Source organism: Nannocystis sp. RBIL2, from assembly GCF_026626745.1.
GTDB lineage: Bacteria > Myxococcota_A > Polyangia > Nannocystales > Nannocystaceae > Nannocystis.
The window spans coordinates 55,997-72,015 of the sequence record NZ_JAPNJW010000001.1 but is presented as its reverse complement, the minus strand read 5'-3'; the positions used below and the strand labels follow the sequence as shown (position 1 = coordinate 72,015).

Genomic DNA, 16,019 nt, shown 5'->3' with positions numbered 1-16,019 from the left:
GCGTCAGCGAGGTGCCGCGACGCGGGCGTCGCTCGTGACGTGGTGCGGGGAGACGACGCCGTCGCGCGGAGGGAGCCCGCGCCGGTTCACGGCCGGCTCGTGGCCGGGGAGGATGCGGCGCTGCGGGCGAGCAGGCAGTGACGCAGGCCCTCGCGCAGGTTCGGCAGGCACTGCAGGTCGCGCGGCGAGTGCTCGAGGGCCGCGAGGGTCCGGGCGACGCCGGGGCTCACGCCGGTGATGACGGCGCGGCAGCCCACGAGCTTGACGGCGCGCACGAGCTGGATGAGGTGGTCGGCGGTGTCGGCGTCGACGCCATCGACGCCGGTGAGGTCGACGAGGGCGGCGCGCGAGCGCGTGGCGACGACCCGCTGCAGCAGCGCGTCGGTGACCGCGAGGGCGCGCAGGTGATCGAGGGTGCCGACCAGCGGGACCGCCAGCACGCCGTCCCACACGTCGAGGATAGGGGCCGACAGCTGGTGGATCTCGTGGCGCTGACTCTCGATGAGCGCCAGCTTCTGCTCGATCTCCTGGTTGGCCTGCAGCAGCGCGGCGTGGACCCGGTCGCGCTCCTCGTGGCTGGCCTTCAGCTCGGTGATGAAGACCCGCAGGCCCTCCTCGAGCAGGCCGAAGTTGTCCTCCTGCGCGTCGGCGGCGAAGTGGGCGAGGGCCGCCGCGAACTCGCCGACCGAGGCGAGGCCGACCACTGCCATGAGCCGGTGGAAGCGCTCGGGCGCGGCCGTCAGCAGGCCGTCGAGCTCACCGGACGACATGCTGGCCTCCGGTCGCGCCGTGGCGCTTGGCGGCGTGGTCGGCGATCCAGCGGCGCGCGTCGACCTCGTCGCGGAAGAACTCCATCTCGATGTGCTGGTTGCCGACGATCCGGACGGCCTGGAACATCAGCGTCGCCAGGGCGCGGGTGGCGAAGCTGGCCCCGTACACCGCGACGCCGGAGACCGTGTGCTGCTTGTGCCACTCGCCGACGTAGCGCCGCGTGTCGGTCGGGATCCCGTCCATCTTCGACATATCGGCGAGCAAGTAGCAGCGCCCGGTCTCGGCCATGACCTGCGCCAGGAACTCGTGGACCGGCCTCGCGTGCTCGAGGACGAAGGGCCCGCGGAACTCGAGGTGAACGATGTCCGCCTCTCGCGTCAGTTGCAGGGGCTGGCTCGCGGTCTTGATCGCCACTGCGGGCAGCGTACCACGGCGCGGGCGAACACTGCTCCGCGGCGCGGCCGGAGCGGCGAACGATGATTCCTCGATCGTGCCCGCAGGCCGGCCCCGGGCGCGCGGACGCGCAGGGGCTCCGCAGCCCCCGAACGGCCGCGATCGAGGGCCCCTTTGGTGAACGTCGTTCGGTGTCTCGTTCGCGGCGGATTCACTGTCACATTCGCGGGGCTCAGCCCCGCGGGCGCGCCGCGGCTTGCAGGCGCTCGAGCGCGCGCAGCAGCTCGGCGTCGCCGGCCGGGGGCAGCTGGACGCGGAACGCGAGGTAGAGGTCGCCGACCTCGCCGCCGGGGCCGTGGACGCCCTGGCGACGCAGCCGTAGCTTGTGCTCGGGCGCGCAGCCGGCCGGGATCTGGACCCGCACTGCGCCGCGCGGCGTGACGACCTCGACGGGGTCGCCGCGGTAGAGCTCGAGCAGGGTGACGGGTACGGCCAGCGTCAGGTCGAGGCCGCGGCGGGTGAGGTCCGGATCGGGGAGGACGCGGATCGTGACGTGCAGGTCGCCGGGCGGGCTGCCGGCCTCGCCGTGGCCCGGCAGGTGGACCAGGTCGCCGTCGCGGGCGCCCGCGGGCACTGCGACGTCGACGATCCGGCCGCCGACGCGGACCTGCACCTGGCAGCCGACCACCGCCCGCGCCAGCGGGACCGAGGCCTCGGCGCGGGCGTCGCGACCCATGCCGCCGCTCGCGTCGTCGACGTCGTCCGTGTCGTCGTCGTCGTCGTCGTCGTCGAGCCGGACCTCGCGGCCGCGCCAGAAGCTGCCGAGGAGGTCGTCGAACACGGTGCGCCGCGCGTGCTTGAGGTCGTCGAAGTCGAGGTCGCCGGCGTCGTCGGGCAGGTCGTCCGGGTCGTCGTCCGCGGCGGCGCCGGGGCGGGCGGCCCCCCACGGCGAACCTTGCCAGGCCTGGTCGCTCGCGCCCGCCCGCTCGCGCGCGGCCCGGGCCCGCGCGGGGTCGAAGCCGCGGGTCAGGGAGAGCTCGCCGAACTCGTCGTACAGGGCCCGCGTGCGGTCGTCGCCGAGGATGGTGTAGGCGTCGACGATCTCGCGGTAGACCTCCTCGCTGCCCGCGTGGCCGCGGCGTACGTCGGGGTGGAAGCGCCGCGTCAGCTCGCGGTAGGCCCGCTTGATCGCGCGGGAGTCGGCGTTGCGTTCGATACCGAGGACGACGTACAGGTCGCGCACCCGATCAGGGTAGCGCGGCGGACCCGGCCAGGCCAGGCTCGCCGGCGCTCCGGAATGTCCCGAGGGACATGTGCGGGTGGCCTCCGGAGCATGTCCTGAAGGATAGGCTATTCCCGCGCCGGCCTGGCTGAGAAGAGGGAGGGTCCCGCGGGAGATGTGCGAATGGACGTCCCCGGAGCAGGACGCCTGCCTGGTTCTCAGGACATGACCGAAGAGATAGGCTATTCCAGCGCGCCTCGGGATCCTCGGGGCAGGACGAGCGATTCCTGCCGCTGCACTTCGGGTAGATCGGTCCGCCGGGCCCTCATGACCTGTCCGGAGGGACAGGCTATGCCCACGCAGCATGGCCTTGGGGGCATGTCCGGAGGGACAGGCGATTCCCGGCTTCACGCCGGCCGGACCAGGCCGCCGGTCTCGCGGAGGCGCCGCAGGTCGCGCGCGGGCGGATCGCCGAACAGCCGGCTGTACTCGCGGCTGAACTGCGAGGCGCTCTCGTAGCCGACGCGGAAGGCCGCGCTGGTGGCGTCGAGCGCCTCGCTGAACATCAGCCGGCGGGCCTCCTGCAGCCGGAGCTGCTTCTGGTACTGCAGCGGGCTCATGGCCGTGACTGCTTTGAAGTGGTGGTGCAGCGAGGACGGGCTCATGTGCAGCTCGCGGGCGAACTCGTCGATCCGCAGCGGCTCGGCGTAGTGCTGCTTGAGCCAGTCGATGGCGCGGGCGATCCGGCGCGCCTGGCCGTCACCGGCGGCGATCTGGCGCAGCCGCCAGCCCTCGTCGCTCTTGAGCAGGCGGTAGGTCAGCTCGCGCACCGCCAGCGGGGCGAGGGCGGGGATGTCCTCCGGTGCGTCGAGCAGGCGCGTCAGCCGGAGCACCGCGTCGAGCATCGCCGGCGTCGCTGCGCTGAGGTAGAGGCCGCGGGCGGGCAGCTGCGGGGCCGGCGGCGGGGGGCCGAATTCCAGCAGCATCTGCGCCAGCTCGCCGGGGTCGAGGTCGAGGCGCAGGCACAGGTACGGCGCCGCGGGGCTGGCCTCGACGACCTGACCGGTGACCGGCAGGTCGATCGTGATGACCAGGAAGCGCGAGGCGTCGTAGACGTAGACCTCGTCGGCCAGGTGGACGCGCTTCTTGCCCTGGGCCACCACGCACAGGGCGGGCTGGTGCAGCAGCACGAGCGGCTCGCCGGGCCGCGCGGCGCGGATCAGCGACAGGCGCGGGATGGCGGTCGGATGCACGCCGTCGCCGGGGGTGTGCCGCAGCCATTGAGCGGCCAGCTCGGCGGTCTCTGGCGTGGCGGTCGCCATCGGCCGAGCTTACGCGCGGGCCCTGCGGGCGGCAAGGCTGCAGGCCCGACGCGCGCGGCGGAGGATCGGGCAAGAGGCGGCGAGGAACGGGCTAACGCGCCGGTGCGGCCGCTTTTACTGTGACTGCGTGGCGGGGCGCTGCTGCAGGCGCCCGACGCAGACAGGAGAATCACCATGTCCGAAATCGAGAACAAAGTCGTATTGATCACTGGCGCGAGCAGCGGCATCGGCGAGGCGACCGCCCGCCTGCTGGCCAAGCACGGGGCCCACGTGGTGCTCGGGGCCCGCCGCACCGAGCGGCTGGCGACGCTGGCGGACGAGATCGCGGGCGACGGCGGCTCGGTCCGCTACCGCCGGCTCGACGTGACGCAGCGCGCCGACGTGGCGGCGTTCGTGGCGTTCGCGCAGGCGACGTTCGGCCGCGTCGACGTGATCGTCAACAACGCCGGGGTGATGCCGCTGTCGAACCTCGAGGCGCTCAAGGTCGAGGAGTGGGATCGCATGATCGATGTCAACATCCGCGGGGTGCTGCACGGGATCGCGGCCGGGCTGCCGGTGATGCAGCAGCAGAGGCGCGGGCACTTCGTCAACCTGTCGTCGATCGGCGGGCACTACGTGGTGCCGACCGCGGCCGTGTACTGCGCCACCAAGTTCGCGGTGCGGGCGATCTCGGACGGGCTGCGGCAGGAGGTCGGCGGCGACATACGCGTCACCGTGATCTCGCCGGGCGTGACCGAATCGGAGCTGGCCGAGACCATCTCCGACCCGGGCGCGCGCGACGGGATGAAGGAGTTCCGCAAGATCGCCATCCCGGCGGCGGCCATCGCCCGGGCGATCCTGTTCGCCATCGAGCAGCCGCCCGAGGTCGACGTCAGCGAGATGATCGTGCGGCCGACCGCGAGCCCGTATTGATGGCACCACGCGCTCGCGGGCACGCGCGAGGCCGCGAGGCCGCCACCCGGGCTCGGTCGGCGGGGGCGGCGGCGCCGAGGGCCGTCGCGGGCTCGCCGGGGCCTTCGGCGCGGGGCGAAGTGGCATTGCGAGAGGCGCCTGGAAATGGCGCTTTGGACATGTCCTGATGGACATGTCCTTTGGGTCACTTCGAGGCGCCCTCGCAGGGGCCGCGGACCTCGGGGTACGTGTCGGTGGCGGCGAGGGCCCGGCAGGCGGCCGCGAACGCGCCGGCGCGGGTGGCGGGGAGGGTGAGGACGGCGCCGCTGCGCTGGTGCAGGTGCACTGCGGCGCCGTCGTCGGCGAGCCGGGGCGAGTGCCAGTCGCTGGGGTCGAGGTCGCGGATCCGTACCTGCAGGCCGCCGGTGCGGCCGTCGAGCACCAGAACGTCACCGTCGTCGGCGGCCACGGTCAGGCGATCGCCGGTGCGCGAGAAGCGATCGCGGGCGTCGCCGTAGGCGTCGATGCCCTCGAGGGTGGCGACGAGCTCGCCGCTCGGGACGTCGCGGATCCACCCGCGCCCTGGGCCGTAGCACCAGGTGACGAGGCGGGTCTCGTCGGGCGAGAGATCGGAGTCGCCGTAGTAGTCGGCGGCGCAGGGATCCTCGACGCCGAGCTTGACCTCGCCGCTGCCGGCGTCGTGCACGACGGTCCGGCCGCCGCGCTGGACCAGGAGAGAACCTGTCCCCACGAACCTGAACTCTCGGGCATGTTCTACGGATCCGGTGGTTGCGACGCTGAAGGTCTTGCGGCAGGTCGTCAGGTCCCAGCCGACGGCGGTGCCGTGGCGGTCGAGGGTGGCGGCGAGGCGGCCGTCGTCGCGCATGGCGCTGTTGATCAGCGGCTGGCCGTCGCCGGCGAGGGTGCAGACGCGCTCGCCGCTGCGGGTGTCGAGCACCACCAGCGAGCCGTCGAGCTGCGGGACTGCGAGCCGGTCGGCGGCGCGGGAGAAGACCGGCTCGACCACCAGCCAGTCGTCGCTGGTGCGGGGGACGACGTGGCGGAGCCGCTCGGCGCCGGTCTGCGGGTCGAGCAGGCGGATCGACCACTCGGACGGGGCGTGGACCGCGTACGGCCACACGAGGAAGCCGGCGGGGATCCGGGCGACCTGGGGCTGGCCGAAGATGTTGGGGAACGCCGGGACGGTCGCCAGCGGCGCATCGCTGTGGGTGTGGATCCGGGTGACCCCGGCGGCGTCGACCGTGGCGAAGAATTCGTCCTCGAACACGAGGACGCGCTCGCCGAGCGGTGCTTGACGGCGACGCAGGGCGCGCGGGTCGCCGCCCTGCCACAGGCGCACGATGCCGTCGTCGCCGGCCGTGGCGAAGCGCCGGCCGTCGGGCGAGGCGACGGCGCGGCGGATCGAGCCGTCGTGGCCGCGAGTGCGCGTGATGACGCGGCCGGTTTCGTTGCTGCTCAGGATCAGATCGTCGTTCGCGTAGGAGACGAGGACGCCGCCGTCGAGCTCGACCGTGGTGATGCTGTGCTCGGGCCACAGGGCGAGGAGCTTGGCGTCCTCGAGGTCGTAGAGGCTGGGTTTGTCGTGGCTGTTGACGAGCAGGCGGGTGTCGTCGCGGATGAACCGCGGCGAGCCGTGGACCGGCCCGAACGAGCGCAGGAGCCGGCGGCTCTCGAGGTCCCACAGGTGCAGCTCGCTCTCGCCGTCGACCACTGCGAGCAGGTCGCCGCCGGCCGACAGTCCGATCGAGTGGTAGTGCGACGGCTTGACCCCGGGGATGGGCGGCAGGCGGCCGATCCGGCGCCCGTCGCCGATGGCGTACAGGTCGACTGCGTTGTCGTCGCGGGCGACGATCAGCGTCTGGCCGTCGGGGGTGACCACGGAGTCGTCGATGCCGTCGCCGTCGAGCTGCCAGGCGAGCGCGCCGGTGCCGAGGTCCCAGGCGGCGTGGCGCCAATCATCGTCGGCGATGCGCGCGCGGCCGACGATGCGGGTGTCGTCGGCCGCGAAGTGCGGGTACGTGCAATCGGGCAGCTCGCGCGCGAGGGTGCCCGTGGCGACGTCCCAGACGGTGCAGCTCGGGCGGTTGCGCGGGGCGACGCCGTTGGTCACCAGCCGGGTGCCGGTGCGATCGAAGGCGAGCATGCTGAACAGGCTGGCGTGGGTGAGGCCCTCGAGGCTCGGGGTGGCCCACAGCGCGGCGCCGGTGTTCGCGTCCCACAGCCGCACCGAGCCGTCGACGTGGAGCGAGGCGACGCGGGCGCCGTCGGGCGAGAAGGCGGCGCCGACGGCCCCGTGGTGGCCGTCGAGCGTGGCGTAGGGGATCAGCGCGGGCGAGGCCTCGGCGAGGCCGTCGAACACCATCGCCGAGACGCCCGCGAAGTCGGGCCCGTGCGGCGCCGCGAGCTGGACCCCGCGCACGAGGGCGTCGCGCTCGCGACCTGGCGTGGAGGACAGGCGCAGCACCTCGGCGGCCTGCTCGGCGGCGGCGATCGTGGCCTTCTCGAACTGGGCGCGCTCGCTCTCGGCGGCGCGCAGCTCGGCCAGCAGCTCGGCGCGGTCGGCTCGCTCGGCCTCCTGCGCGGCCTGCCACGCCTGCACGCCGGCGAGGCCCGCGACGCCGACCAGCGCCGCGCCGGCGACGCGCAGGACGGTGCGGCGCGCGGCGGCCCGGCGGTCGCGCGCGAGCTCCCGCAGCAGCGCGGCCATCGACGGCCAGCGGGAGGCCGGCGCGACCTGCAGGCCGCGCACGACGGCGGCGTGCAACCACCTTGGCACGCCGCGGCGCTCCGCAGGGGTGACGATGGCGTCGGAGCCCTTGGCGGCCACGAGATCGGCGAGGCGCTCGCCCTCGTGCGGCCAGCGGCCGTAGAGGCCCTGGTAGAGGGCGACGCAGAAGGCGTACTGGTCGCTCGCGGGGCTGGCGGCGCCGCCGGCGAACAGCTCCGGGGCCATGTAGACCGGGGTGCCGAGCAGGGCGCCGGTGGCGGTGAGGTCGGCGAAATAACCTGGCGATTCGGACATGTCCGTCGGGACATCCTCGACGTCGCTCGAGAAGCGGGCCAGGCCGAAGTCGAGCACGCGCGCGCGGCCGTCGGCGCTGACCAGGACGTTGGCCGGCTTGAAGTCGCGGTGGACGATGCCGGCGGCGTGCGCGGCCTGCAGCCCGCGGCCGGCGGCGACGAACACCGCGAGGACGGCCTCCCAGCGGCGCGGGCCGGGCGGCAGGGCGCGCAGCCAGTCGGCCAAATTGTGGCCGTCGACGAACTCCATGGCCACGTAGACCTGCCCGTCGTGCTCGCCGACCTCGTGGATCTGGACGACGTTGGGATGCGACAGCCGGGCCAGCAGCAGCGCCTCGCGGATCAGCCGCGCGCGCGCCCGCGGCCCGGCCTCGCGCGAGGTGTGCAGCAGCTTGACCGCGACCTGGCGATCGAGCTCGTCGTCGCGGGCGGCGTAGACCTCGCCCATGCCGCCGCGGCCGAGCACCCCGAGCACGCGGAAGCGGCCGATCCGCGGGGTCGCCACGGAGACGCCGAACAGGGCGTCGGCGAGGTGGGCGCGCATGACCTCGAGCTCGGGCGTGCGGCGCAGCTCCGGTCGCGGCAGGCCGGGGCCATCGTCGGGGTCGGTGGGGTCGACGTCGGTGAACTGAACGGTGCGGTCGAACGGCGGGAGGGGCATCGGATGGGCTCCATCGGAGTGGTTCCCGTCGCCGCCGTCCTGCTCGCCGGGTCGGTCGAATTTTTCTCGCGCCTCGCTCACCCCGACTCCGGACCGCGCCGGGCCCGCAGCGGTGCGCGCAGCTCGGCCGCCCAGCGCTCGAACCCGGTCTGGGTGCTGTGCGCCAGCGACGGGGACTCGGCGATCCGCTGCATCACCGCGTCGAGCTGCTCGCGCGCCCGCATCAAGCGCGTGCGCACGGTGCCGGGCGGGATCTCGAGGACCTCGGCGATCTCGCCGGTGGTGAGGCCCTCCCAGTAATGAAGCTCGACCAGGACCTGCAGCTCGACGGGGATCCGGCGCAACGCGGCGAGGAGCAGCCGGACCTCCTCGCGCTGGCCGATGGCGGCGGCGGCCGACGGCTGGAGGTCCTCGGCCGAGACGCTGGTGAAGTCGAGGCGCTGCTGCTCGCGCGCGCGGTCGCGGAAGAAGCGGCACAGCTGGCGGTAGGCGATGGCGAACAGGTACGAGCGGAAGCTGGCGCGGCCCTGGAAGCTCGGCAGCGACTCGACGCAGGCGAGGAAGGTGCGCTGGATCAGGTCGCCGCCCTGGTCGCCGACCTTGCTCTGGAAGAACCGCGCGACGGCGTCGTAGTGGCGCTCGAACAGCGCAAAGCCGGCCTTGCGGTCGCCCGCGAGCCAGCCGGCGAGGAGCACCTCGTCTGGAGGCGAGGGTTCGGACACGGGCCACCCAGGATGCCGCGCCTGGCCGGCGCGGTCAAATCAGCGCGCCATCGCGGCTGATGACCGCAGGCCCTGGCTCGCTCACACTGCGTCCAGGAGCAACGGCGAGCGCGAACGAACTCGGCTAGACTGCTGCGAAGAGCGATCAATGGTGGTTTCCGACTCGCGCGCGCGCATCTCTGGCCCGAACCTGTTCACCTGGCCGGGCCGCGGCGCCGTCGCATTCGCAGGAATGTTGCTGCTGGCCTGCGGTTCGCAAAAGGCGGACGGCACCGCGAGCGCGGCCGATACGACCACGACGAGTGGTTCGACGAGTGGTTCGACGAGTGGTTCGACGACGGGTCCGCTCGCAGGCTCCGGGACGTCCGGCGACGGCACGAGCACCTCGACCACCGGCCCGGACGGGCCGTACGTGTACGAGAACCAGGTCGCCCTGCTCGACTCACCGCCGCGGAGGACCGGGTTCACGCTCGAGGCGCTGCCGGGGGGCAGGGCGCTGCTCATCGGCGGGCTCGTGGCCGACGGCCCCGACGCCGGCAGCGACCCCGACGTGGTCCCCGGCACGCTGCTGTGGCGCCCGGGCGAAGGTTTCGTCGCCGGTCCCGAGCTGCAGCACCCGCGCTTCGAGCACGACAGCGCGGCCCTGAGCGACGGCAGCGTCCTCGTGTTCTCCGGGCGCTCGTCCCACGAGCTCGAGGCGAAGCTCGTCGAGGTCGAGCGCATCGATCCCGAGGGCCTCGCCAGCGCGGTCGTCGGCGCGCTCACCGAGGCGCGGCACGTGGTCACGGCGATCGCCGAGCCCGGGGACACCGTGGTCGTCCTCGGCGATTCGTCCGTGGTCGCCGAGCGCTTCGATCCGTCGACCGGAATTTCGACGCCGCTGCCGGTCGAGGTCGAGTTCCCGTTCTTCTCGGCCTTCTTCGCCCCGCTGTTCTCGGCCGCGCGCCGGGGCAACGGCGAGATCGTCGCGCTCGGCGGCTTCGATGCCTTCGAAGACGCGACGTTCATCACCCAGGGGCCGCAGGCGATCGACCTCGACGGCAACAGCAGTCGACCGATCGGCGCCGATGCCGGCGAGCAGGCGGACTTCTCCCGGCAGGCGCTCTCCCTCCCCGACGGCAGCGTGCTCCTGCTCGGGAGCCCCCGCCTCAACCATCTGCCGGGACCCTGGCTGGTCCGCCTGGACGCGGCGACGGACACCTTGACCACGCTGCAGGAGCTCGCCGATCCCGCGACGCCTTTCCATCGCCCGCCGGTGGGCGTCGTGCTGGCCGACGGTCGCGTGTGGATCGTCGGCGAGCCCGGCAAAGACCCGGGCGTCGCCACGCACTTCTACGATCCCGCCACCGACGCGCTGACCCCCGGCCCGTCATTGCCCACGCCGACGATCCCGATCGCGGCGGTGCTGCTCGACAGCGGGCCGGTGCTGCTGCTCGGCAGCAACGAGGGCCCGACGCTGTCCGCCTTCCTGCTCGAGTGAACGCTCGACATGCAAGGGCGGGCGGTCTCGCCATGGCTGCAGGGCGCGGCACAGTCGGAGTCAGGCCCGGATGAACGGCCGAGCATCCGGGGACGGGCCGCCGAGCGACCGGGACGCGCCTGTCCCCGGTCCGTCGCTGCCCGCGCCCACGTTCCCGTTCGCGGCGGTGCTGCTCGACACCGGCCCGGTGTTGCTGCTCGGCGGCAGCGAGAATCCGTATCAGGACCCGACGCTGTCCGCGTTCCTGCTCGAGTGAGGGCCAAGCTCTCTCAGAGGTCGGCAACGGAGCGGCTGGGCACCATCGTGGCAACGCGCGAGGCGCGGAATACTCATACAGCGAGGGGCGCCGGCGTCGAGGCGCCGGCGTGCGAGCCTCGATGTGCCCGCGCGCCGGCCCCGACGCGACATCGCGCCACGGGCCGCTGGCGCGGCCGTGGCTCGTCGTCGCGCTAGCTGCAGGCTCCCATCTTGCACTGAGGACCGAGGCTACATCCGCTCGGCAGCAGCTGGGTGCACGACGAGTTCATGATGTACCCCTCCCAGGCGCAGTTGCGCTTGACGCACGAGCCCGAGACACACTGGAACCCGTAAGGGCTCGCCTGGGTGCCGAGGGGGCAGTACGGGGGATCGGCGTTCGCGCTACTCCCCGAGAGGAAGGAGAACGAGAAGCACGCGACGGACAGGAGCATCCCGGTGAGGAAACCAAGGGTTTTTTTGTGGTTCTTCAATGTCATCACTCTCCATGTTTGTTGGTATGGTTCGCGGAATCGAAGGAGTTCGGGAGCTCGCCCGGCGGCTCGCTGATGTCGAGCGCGGCGAGGAGGTCGCGGCGGTGGAGCGCGTCCAGGGCCGCCTCGCTCATGCCGGACTCGACGAGCGCGCCGTCGACCACCCACGCGGGGACCTGCGCCGATTCGCCGACCTGGCTCGAGAGCCATTCGCGCGCCTCGGCGGCGATCAGGCCGCAGAGGTAATCGTCCGGCAGGACCTTCCACCATACGCCGTCGCCCGAGCGCAGCACCGTCAGCGCGTGCTCGCAGAGCGCCGCTCGCTCCGGGGTCGGGGCGAGGTCCGCGGCGATCGGGAGCATCGGCCGCGACCCTGGGCGCACGGCCAGCAGGTCGAGCGCTTGTCGGCTGAATTGGCAATCCAGCGTCACGTAGAGGCGATCCGGCGCGCGGGCGCGCAAGACGTCGTGCGGGCTCAGGGCGCGCACTTGCGAGGCCGCCGCCGCGCAGAGGACGAGGCCGACGGCGGCGCCCAGCGCAGGGAATGCGAGCGTTCTGGCCGAAGCGACGAGCGCCCGGAATGTTCTACGAGGCCACCCTCCCATACGAACTCTCCTGGATTGTTCATGCGCCGTGGCGACGGCCATGGTTCACATGTTTATGATAGCGCGCGCGCCGAGTGCGGCGCATCGGGGCAGACGAGCTATGAGATGAGCCAGACTTTAGATGTCTCAAGCGCAGAGATCAAGATGAAAACCTCGAGTTCCGAACGAGGCGCGATTAGACAGCCCCATGGGGCAGCCCCATGGGGCAGCCCCATGGGGCTGCAGTGAGGCCGCCGCGCAAGTGTGTGGCACTACGACGAGCCGAGGTCGCTGTCACAGGGCGAGCCTCGGCTCCTGCGATTCGCCTTCTAGGGCCCGCTGAGCGACTGCACGCGACGAATCGACGGGGTCGCTCGACGCGTTCGATCGCTACGCGTGCCTCCTCGCGTGAATCGCTGGACGCGAAATGGATGGGAACGACGGAACAGTCATGGCGGGCCCGAAATGGGCCAGCGGCAAGAAAACGTCGCGAGCGCGGCCGCGGACGTGCGACAGCGGATCGGTCCGAAGGCGTTGCGGTGCTGCTCGATACCGGCCGGTGTTGCTGCTCGGCGGCAGCGAGGATCCGTATCAGGGCCCGACGCTGTCCGCGGTCCTGCTCGAGTGAGCACTGCCACCGCCGGGGCTGCCGTACCGCATGCGTCGAGAACGCATCAGGGCGAAGGTTCCAACCCCGGTGACGGGCCTTGCGCCTCGCACGCTGCCACGTGCTGCTCGGGGACCGAGCAGGGCTCGCCTCGCCAGCGACGAACGCCGAGTGATCCGAGCACGACAGCTCGCCGATGCACGCGTACATCGCAGCGACTGCCGGCCGGCACGCGTCCGCTTCACCCCCGGAGATCGCGAGGTCGTCTTCACATTTCGCGGCACATTCCTCGGCGGTCGAGCCTGCGTCGGGATCGCACTGAATCTCCACATCGCGGCGCACAGCCCCTGCACGTCGGGAGCGTCCGCCAGAGTGAGCACCTCGACGATGTCCGGCACCACGTCGCAACCCTTCACGGCGCGGCTGTACTCCTCTTCGCGCGGCTCCAGTCCCGGGGCCTCGATCCGCACCCACAGCGTCCCCGCGCCGTAATTCCTGGGCTCTCGAGCATAGTGGAGGGTGAACGAGCAGGCGTCCGCGTCACCCGAAGCCGGCTCCGCAGGGAATCCGCAGGTGAGCTCGAACTGCACCACGTGGGCATCTTCACCGGTCCACGTCACGGCGATATTCGCCTGCGGCAACAGGTTTCCGCTTGCATCCTGCAAGCTGAAGTGGGGGAACGACAGGCGCAGATCGCAGGGCTCCTCGCGGCACGCCGGCGCGAACCAGAGCGCCAGCGCCAGCGGAGCCAGCGAGCGCTCAAGAACAGGCATGGGTGGGATTTTCATGGATCGCGGTGCAGATGAAGTCGAATACGCATGCGCGCATGCGGGCGAGGAGGGTCTCACGCCCTGGCTCAGGACGCCTGCTTCTGTTTCCCGTCGAACGCCCATTTCCTCGACTCCTTGGCGACCCAATACTCACGGACGATGGAGCTCGTCCAGGCCTCGTGGGAGAGACGCGCACGGTGCGAGAGGTCGAGGTGCTGGCCGCGGAGTTGGCCCGCTGCCACGGTCCGGAGAGCTCGTACCTCGACCTCTCGGCCGCGCCCGACACGCCGCTCCAGCGGGTCGTCGATGTCGCGCTCGTCGGCCGCGGCGCGGGGAAGCGGGTCGGCCTGGAGCCCGATCGCTAGCGCTCGGGGTCACGGGGACCAGGAGGCGCCGTCAGGGACACGAAATGGCGCCTGTGCGGCGGCCAGCCCTGGCCGTCGCACAGGCGCTCGTGACCTGTCCCGAAGGACACCTCCCGTCGAAGCCGGCGACGGCGCGTCGGCTTCTCACGGCTGCGGCCGGCCCATCCCCGGACCCCCCGCGAGGCGCAGTCGGCAATACGCGAAGCACCCACGCTCGAGCCGCCCGAGGTCGATGACATGCCCCGAAGGACATGTCATGAGCTCGGCTCACTCCGGATCGCAGGCCCCGTCGCAGAACGTCTCGACCACGCCCTCGCGGAAGAACTTGTCCATCGACGCGTTCGCGGCCGCCGTCTTGCGGGGCCCGCCGTGGGGGTCCTCGCCTTCCTTCATCGGCACGTTCACCGTCGGCTCCGCCGGCAGGCCGAAGTCGAACTCCACCATCGCCGAGCCGGAGTGGCTGCCCTCCACTTCCTCGAGCCCCCAGATCGAGCGATTGACCGGGCCCATGTTGGCGACCCCGCCGATCGCGCGGGCCATGATGTGGGCGCCGAGCGTCGTGACCTGGTGGTCGCCGATGGCGACGTTGAGCAGCACGTCGTGGGCCGGCGTGTTCGGCAGCGGCTCGCGGATGTGGTGGCTGTAGCCGTTGGGCTCGGAGCGGTCCCACAGCATCTGCACCAGGCCGAGCACCACCTGGATGTCGATCGGGTCGGGGTAGGCGCCCTTGACGACCGCGAAGAAGTTGTCGAAATCGACGCTGCGGTTGAGCAGGATATTGTACGGCTGGCCGGGGACGCCGAGCATGCCGCGGGTGACGTCGACCTGCACGGCCATCAGCGAGGCGCCGAAGATGCCGCCCTGGCTGTTGCCGAAGTAATAGGCGGCCGAGGTGTCGAACATCGCCGGGTCGCCTTGCCAGGTCAGCGACGGGTCGCTGGCGAAGTCGCCGAGCATCATTCGTGTGGCGAGGATGAAGTTGAGGATGCCCTGCTGGCCGCGGTCGGGGATCGCCGCGAATTGGTGGAGGTTGCCGCCCAGCGCGCCGACGATCGTGACGATGTCGTCCTCGGCCATGCCGACCCAGTCGACCGCGAACAGGATGTAGTTGTAGTCCTCGGCGAACTGGCGGAAGTGGCTGGCCTTGACCTGCGAGCGGCTGCCGAGCAGGCCGTGGCCGTAGGCGACCGGGGCCGAGGGCGCAGTGAAGGCGCTGTACGGGATGAGGGCGGTGAACGGATAGGTGGCGGTGCCGTTTTGGGTCGGCAGGCCGGCGTCGTCGAGGATCATGCGGCCGCCCGACTCGGGCTTGTCGAGGTAGAGCGGGACGGTCATCTCGCCCTCGACGCACAGGGCGATGAACTCGTCGCAATCTTCGGTGATCGACTTGATCTCGTAGGCGGGCCCGGCCGCGCCGACCTGCGCCAGCGCGTGATCGCGGATGTGCAGCAGGCGCCCGGTGGTGTTCTCGGTGCTGCTGACGGTGTAGTCCCAGGCGAGCTGCAGCTCGTCGCGGACGACGCCGGCGGCCTCGAGGCGCTGGAAGATGTCGGCGTAGAGCGGGCGACGGGCGTCGATCGAGGGGTCGTCGGGGAACGGGGTCAGGTCGCGCAGGGCGGCGAACGCCGGCGAGGGCGCGAGCGGCTCGCCGCCGGCGTCGACGACGTTGCGCACGGCGTAGATCAGGCGGGCGCCGTCGCGCGGGCGCGTGACCGGGCGGATCAGCAGGGTGCGCCGGGCGTCGTCGCCGTGCGACATGTCGAGCTCGGTGAAGTGCGGCACGAGCTCGCCGGTGTCGACGTCGAGGACGATGGTCGGGCTGTCGGGCGTGACCGAGAGCTCGATGCTCCACGGGCCCGGCAGGCCGGTAATGGTGGCACCCGGCATGTGCACCATCCCCGGCAGGCCGCCCGAGAAGCCGTCGAGCTCGGCGAACACGTCGGTCTCCGGCAAGATGCCGCCGGTCGACATCGGCAGCGAATCGCGCGGGAGGGCGACGCGGCGACCGGTCGGGGTGGTCGCGTCGGCGGTGGTATAGACATTGTTGGGGAACGGGAACAGGCAGTAATTGGGGTCGAGCGGGTCGCACTCGAGGGTCGGCCAGTCGACGTTCGGGTCGGGCTCGGGCACCACGGGACCGGTGGTGCTGTCGTCCGTGCCCCCCGTGGTGGTGGTCGGGGCGGTCGTGCCGGTGCCGGTCGGCGGCTCGTCGGTGGTGGCGGCCGAGCCGGTGGAGGTGCCGTCGGAGGCGGATTCGGTGGCAGAGTCGCCGCAGGCGCCGACGAGGGCGGTGAGCGTCAAGGCGGTGAAGGTGGCGGCGAGCGGGCTGGTCCGGATCACGCTAAAGTCTCCCTCGGTCCGTCTTATCACAGCTCGCCGCAGCGCCTTCACGAGGCCGGCGTGCGCTGACACGGAGGCGTGACGACCTCGTGACGACCCCGTGCGCTTACGCGCGAGCGGT

Annotated in this window: 14 protein-coding genes; 4 read left to right on the top strand and 10 right to left on the bottom strand. The window is 72.0% G+C overall.

Going from position 1 to position 16,019, the window contains the following annotated elements:
• Positions 1–86: 86 nt before the first annotated feature.
• The 4 genes from OV090_RS00280 to OV090_RS00265 form a co-directional block, all read right to left on the bottom strand.
• Positions 87–770 carry an STAS domain-containing protein gene (locus OV090_RS00280; protein ID WP_267701411.1) on the bottom strand — a complete coding sequence of 228 codons (684 nt, stop codon included), beginning with the start codon at positions 768–770 and terminating at the stop codon, positions 87–89.
• Entirely contained in the window at positions 757–1,185 is a 429-nt protein-coding gene (locus OV090_RS00275) for an STAS/SEC14 domain-containing protein (RefSeq protein WP_267701410.1), read from the bottom strand. Before OV090_RS00275 ends, OV090_RS00280 begins: the two co-directional genes overlap by 14 nt.
• Before the next feature lie 211 nt (positions 1,186–1,396).
• The gene (locus OV090_RS00270) at positions 1,397–2,407 is read right to left on the bottom strand and encodes a DnaJ C-terminal domain-containing protein (protein WP_267701409.1); all 1,011 of its coding nucleotides are present in this window, start codon (positions 2,405–2,407) and stop codon (positions 1,397–1,399) included.
• A gap of 386 nt (positions 2,408–2,793) precedes the next feature.
• Positions 2,794–3,708 carry an AraC family transcriptional regulator gene (locus OV090_RS00265; protein ID WP_267701408.1) on the bottom strand — a complete coding sequence of 305 codons (915 nt, stop codon included), beginning with the start codon at positions 3,706–3,708 and terminating at the stop codon, positions 2,794–2,796.
• Positions 3,709–3,882: 174 nt separating this feature from the next.
• Between OV090_RS00265 and OV090_RS00260 the strand changes: the two genes are divergently transcribed.
• Positions 3,883–4,620, top strand: a complete 738-nt coding sequence (locus tag OV090_RS00260) for an SDR family oxidoreductase (protein WP_267701407.1) — start codon at positions 3,883–3,885, stop codon at positions 4,618–4,620.
• A gap of 184 nt (positions 4,621–4,804) precedes the next feature.
• Here OV090_RS00260 and OV090_RS00255 read toward each other — a convergent pair whose 3' ends face one another.
• Together OV090_RS00255 and OV090_RS00250 are read right to left on the bottom strand one after the other, a co-directional pair.
• Complete coding sequence (locus OV090_RS00255) at positions 4,805–8,302, bottom strand: serine/threonine-protein kinase (protein ID WP_267701406.1); 3,498 nt, start codon at positions 8,300–8,302, stop codon at positions 4,805–4,807.
• A gap of 77 nt (positions 8,303–8,379) precedes the next feature.
• Positions 8,380–9,024, bottom strand: a complete 645-nt coding sequence (locus tag OV090_RS00250; RefSeq protein WP_267701405.1) for an RNA polymerase sigma factor — start codon at positions 9,022–9,024, stop codon at positions 8,380–8,382.
• Positions 9,025–9,256: 232 nt separating this feature from the next.
• On the opposite strand from OV090_RS00250, the gene OV090_RS00245 reads away from it, so the two are divergent.
• Both OV090_RS00245 and OV090_RS00240 read left to right on the top strand, forming a co-directional pair.
• Entirely contained in the window at positions 9,257–10,504 is a 1,248-nt protein-coding gene (locus OV090_RS00245; RefSeq protein ID WP_267701404.1) for a hypothetical protein, read from the top strand.
• A gap of 70 nt (positions 10,505–10,574) precedes the next feature.
• A complete protein-coding gene (locus OV090_RS00240; RefSeq protein ID WP_267701403.1) occupies positions 10,575–10,760 on the top strand; it encodes a hypothetical protein in 186 nt (61 codons plus the stop codon).
• Between the two features lie 193 nt (positions 10,761–10,953).
• Here OV090_RS00240 and OV090_RS00235 read toward each other — a convergent pair whose 3' ends face one another.
• The 3 genes from OV090_RS00235 to OV090_RS00225 all read right to left on the bottom strand — a co-directional run bounded on the left by OV090_RS00235 (position 10,954) and on the right by OV090_RS00225 (position 13,196).
• The gene (locus OV090_RS00235) at positions 10,954–11,193 is read right to left on the bottom strand and encodes a hypothetical protein (protein ID WP_267701402.1); all 240 of its coding nucleotides are present in this window, start codon (positions 11,191–11,193) and stop codon (positions 10,954–10,956) included.
• A 44-nt stretch (positions 11,194–11,237) separates the two neighbouring features.
• Complete coding sequence (locus OV090_RS00230) at positions 11,238–11,720, bottom strand: hypothetical protein (RefSeq protein ID WP_267701401.1); 483 nt, start codon at positions 11,718–11,720, stop codon at positions 11,238–11,240.
• Positions 11,721–12,407: 687 nt separating this feature from the next.
• Positions 12,408–13,196: a hypothetical protein gene (locus tag OV090_RS00225; protein ID WP_267701400.1), complete on the bottom strand. Its 789-nt coding sequence runs from the start codon at positions 13,194–13,196 to the stop codon at positions 12,408–12,410.
• 176 nt (positions 13,197–13,372) lie between these two features.
• On the opposite strand from OV090_RS00225, the gene OV090_RS00220 reads away from it, so the two are divergent.
• A complete protein-coding gene (locus OV090_RS00220) occupies positions 13,373–13,558 on the top strand; it encodes a hypothetical protein (RefSeq protein ID WP_267701399.1) in 186 nt (61 codons plus the stop codon).
• Positions 13,559–13,825: 267 nt separating this feature from the next.
• Here OV090_RS00220 and OV090_RS00215 read toward each other — a convergent pair whose 3' ends face one another.
• Complete coding sequence (locus OV090_RS00215; RefSeq protein ID WP_267701398.1) at positions 13,826–15,898, bottom strand: hypothetical protein; 2,073 nt, start codon at positions 15,896–15,898, stop codon at positions 13,826–13,828.
• Between the last annotated feature and the right edge of the window lie 121 nt (positions 15,899–16,019).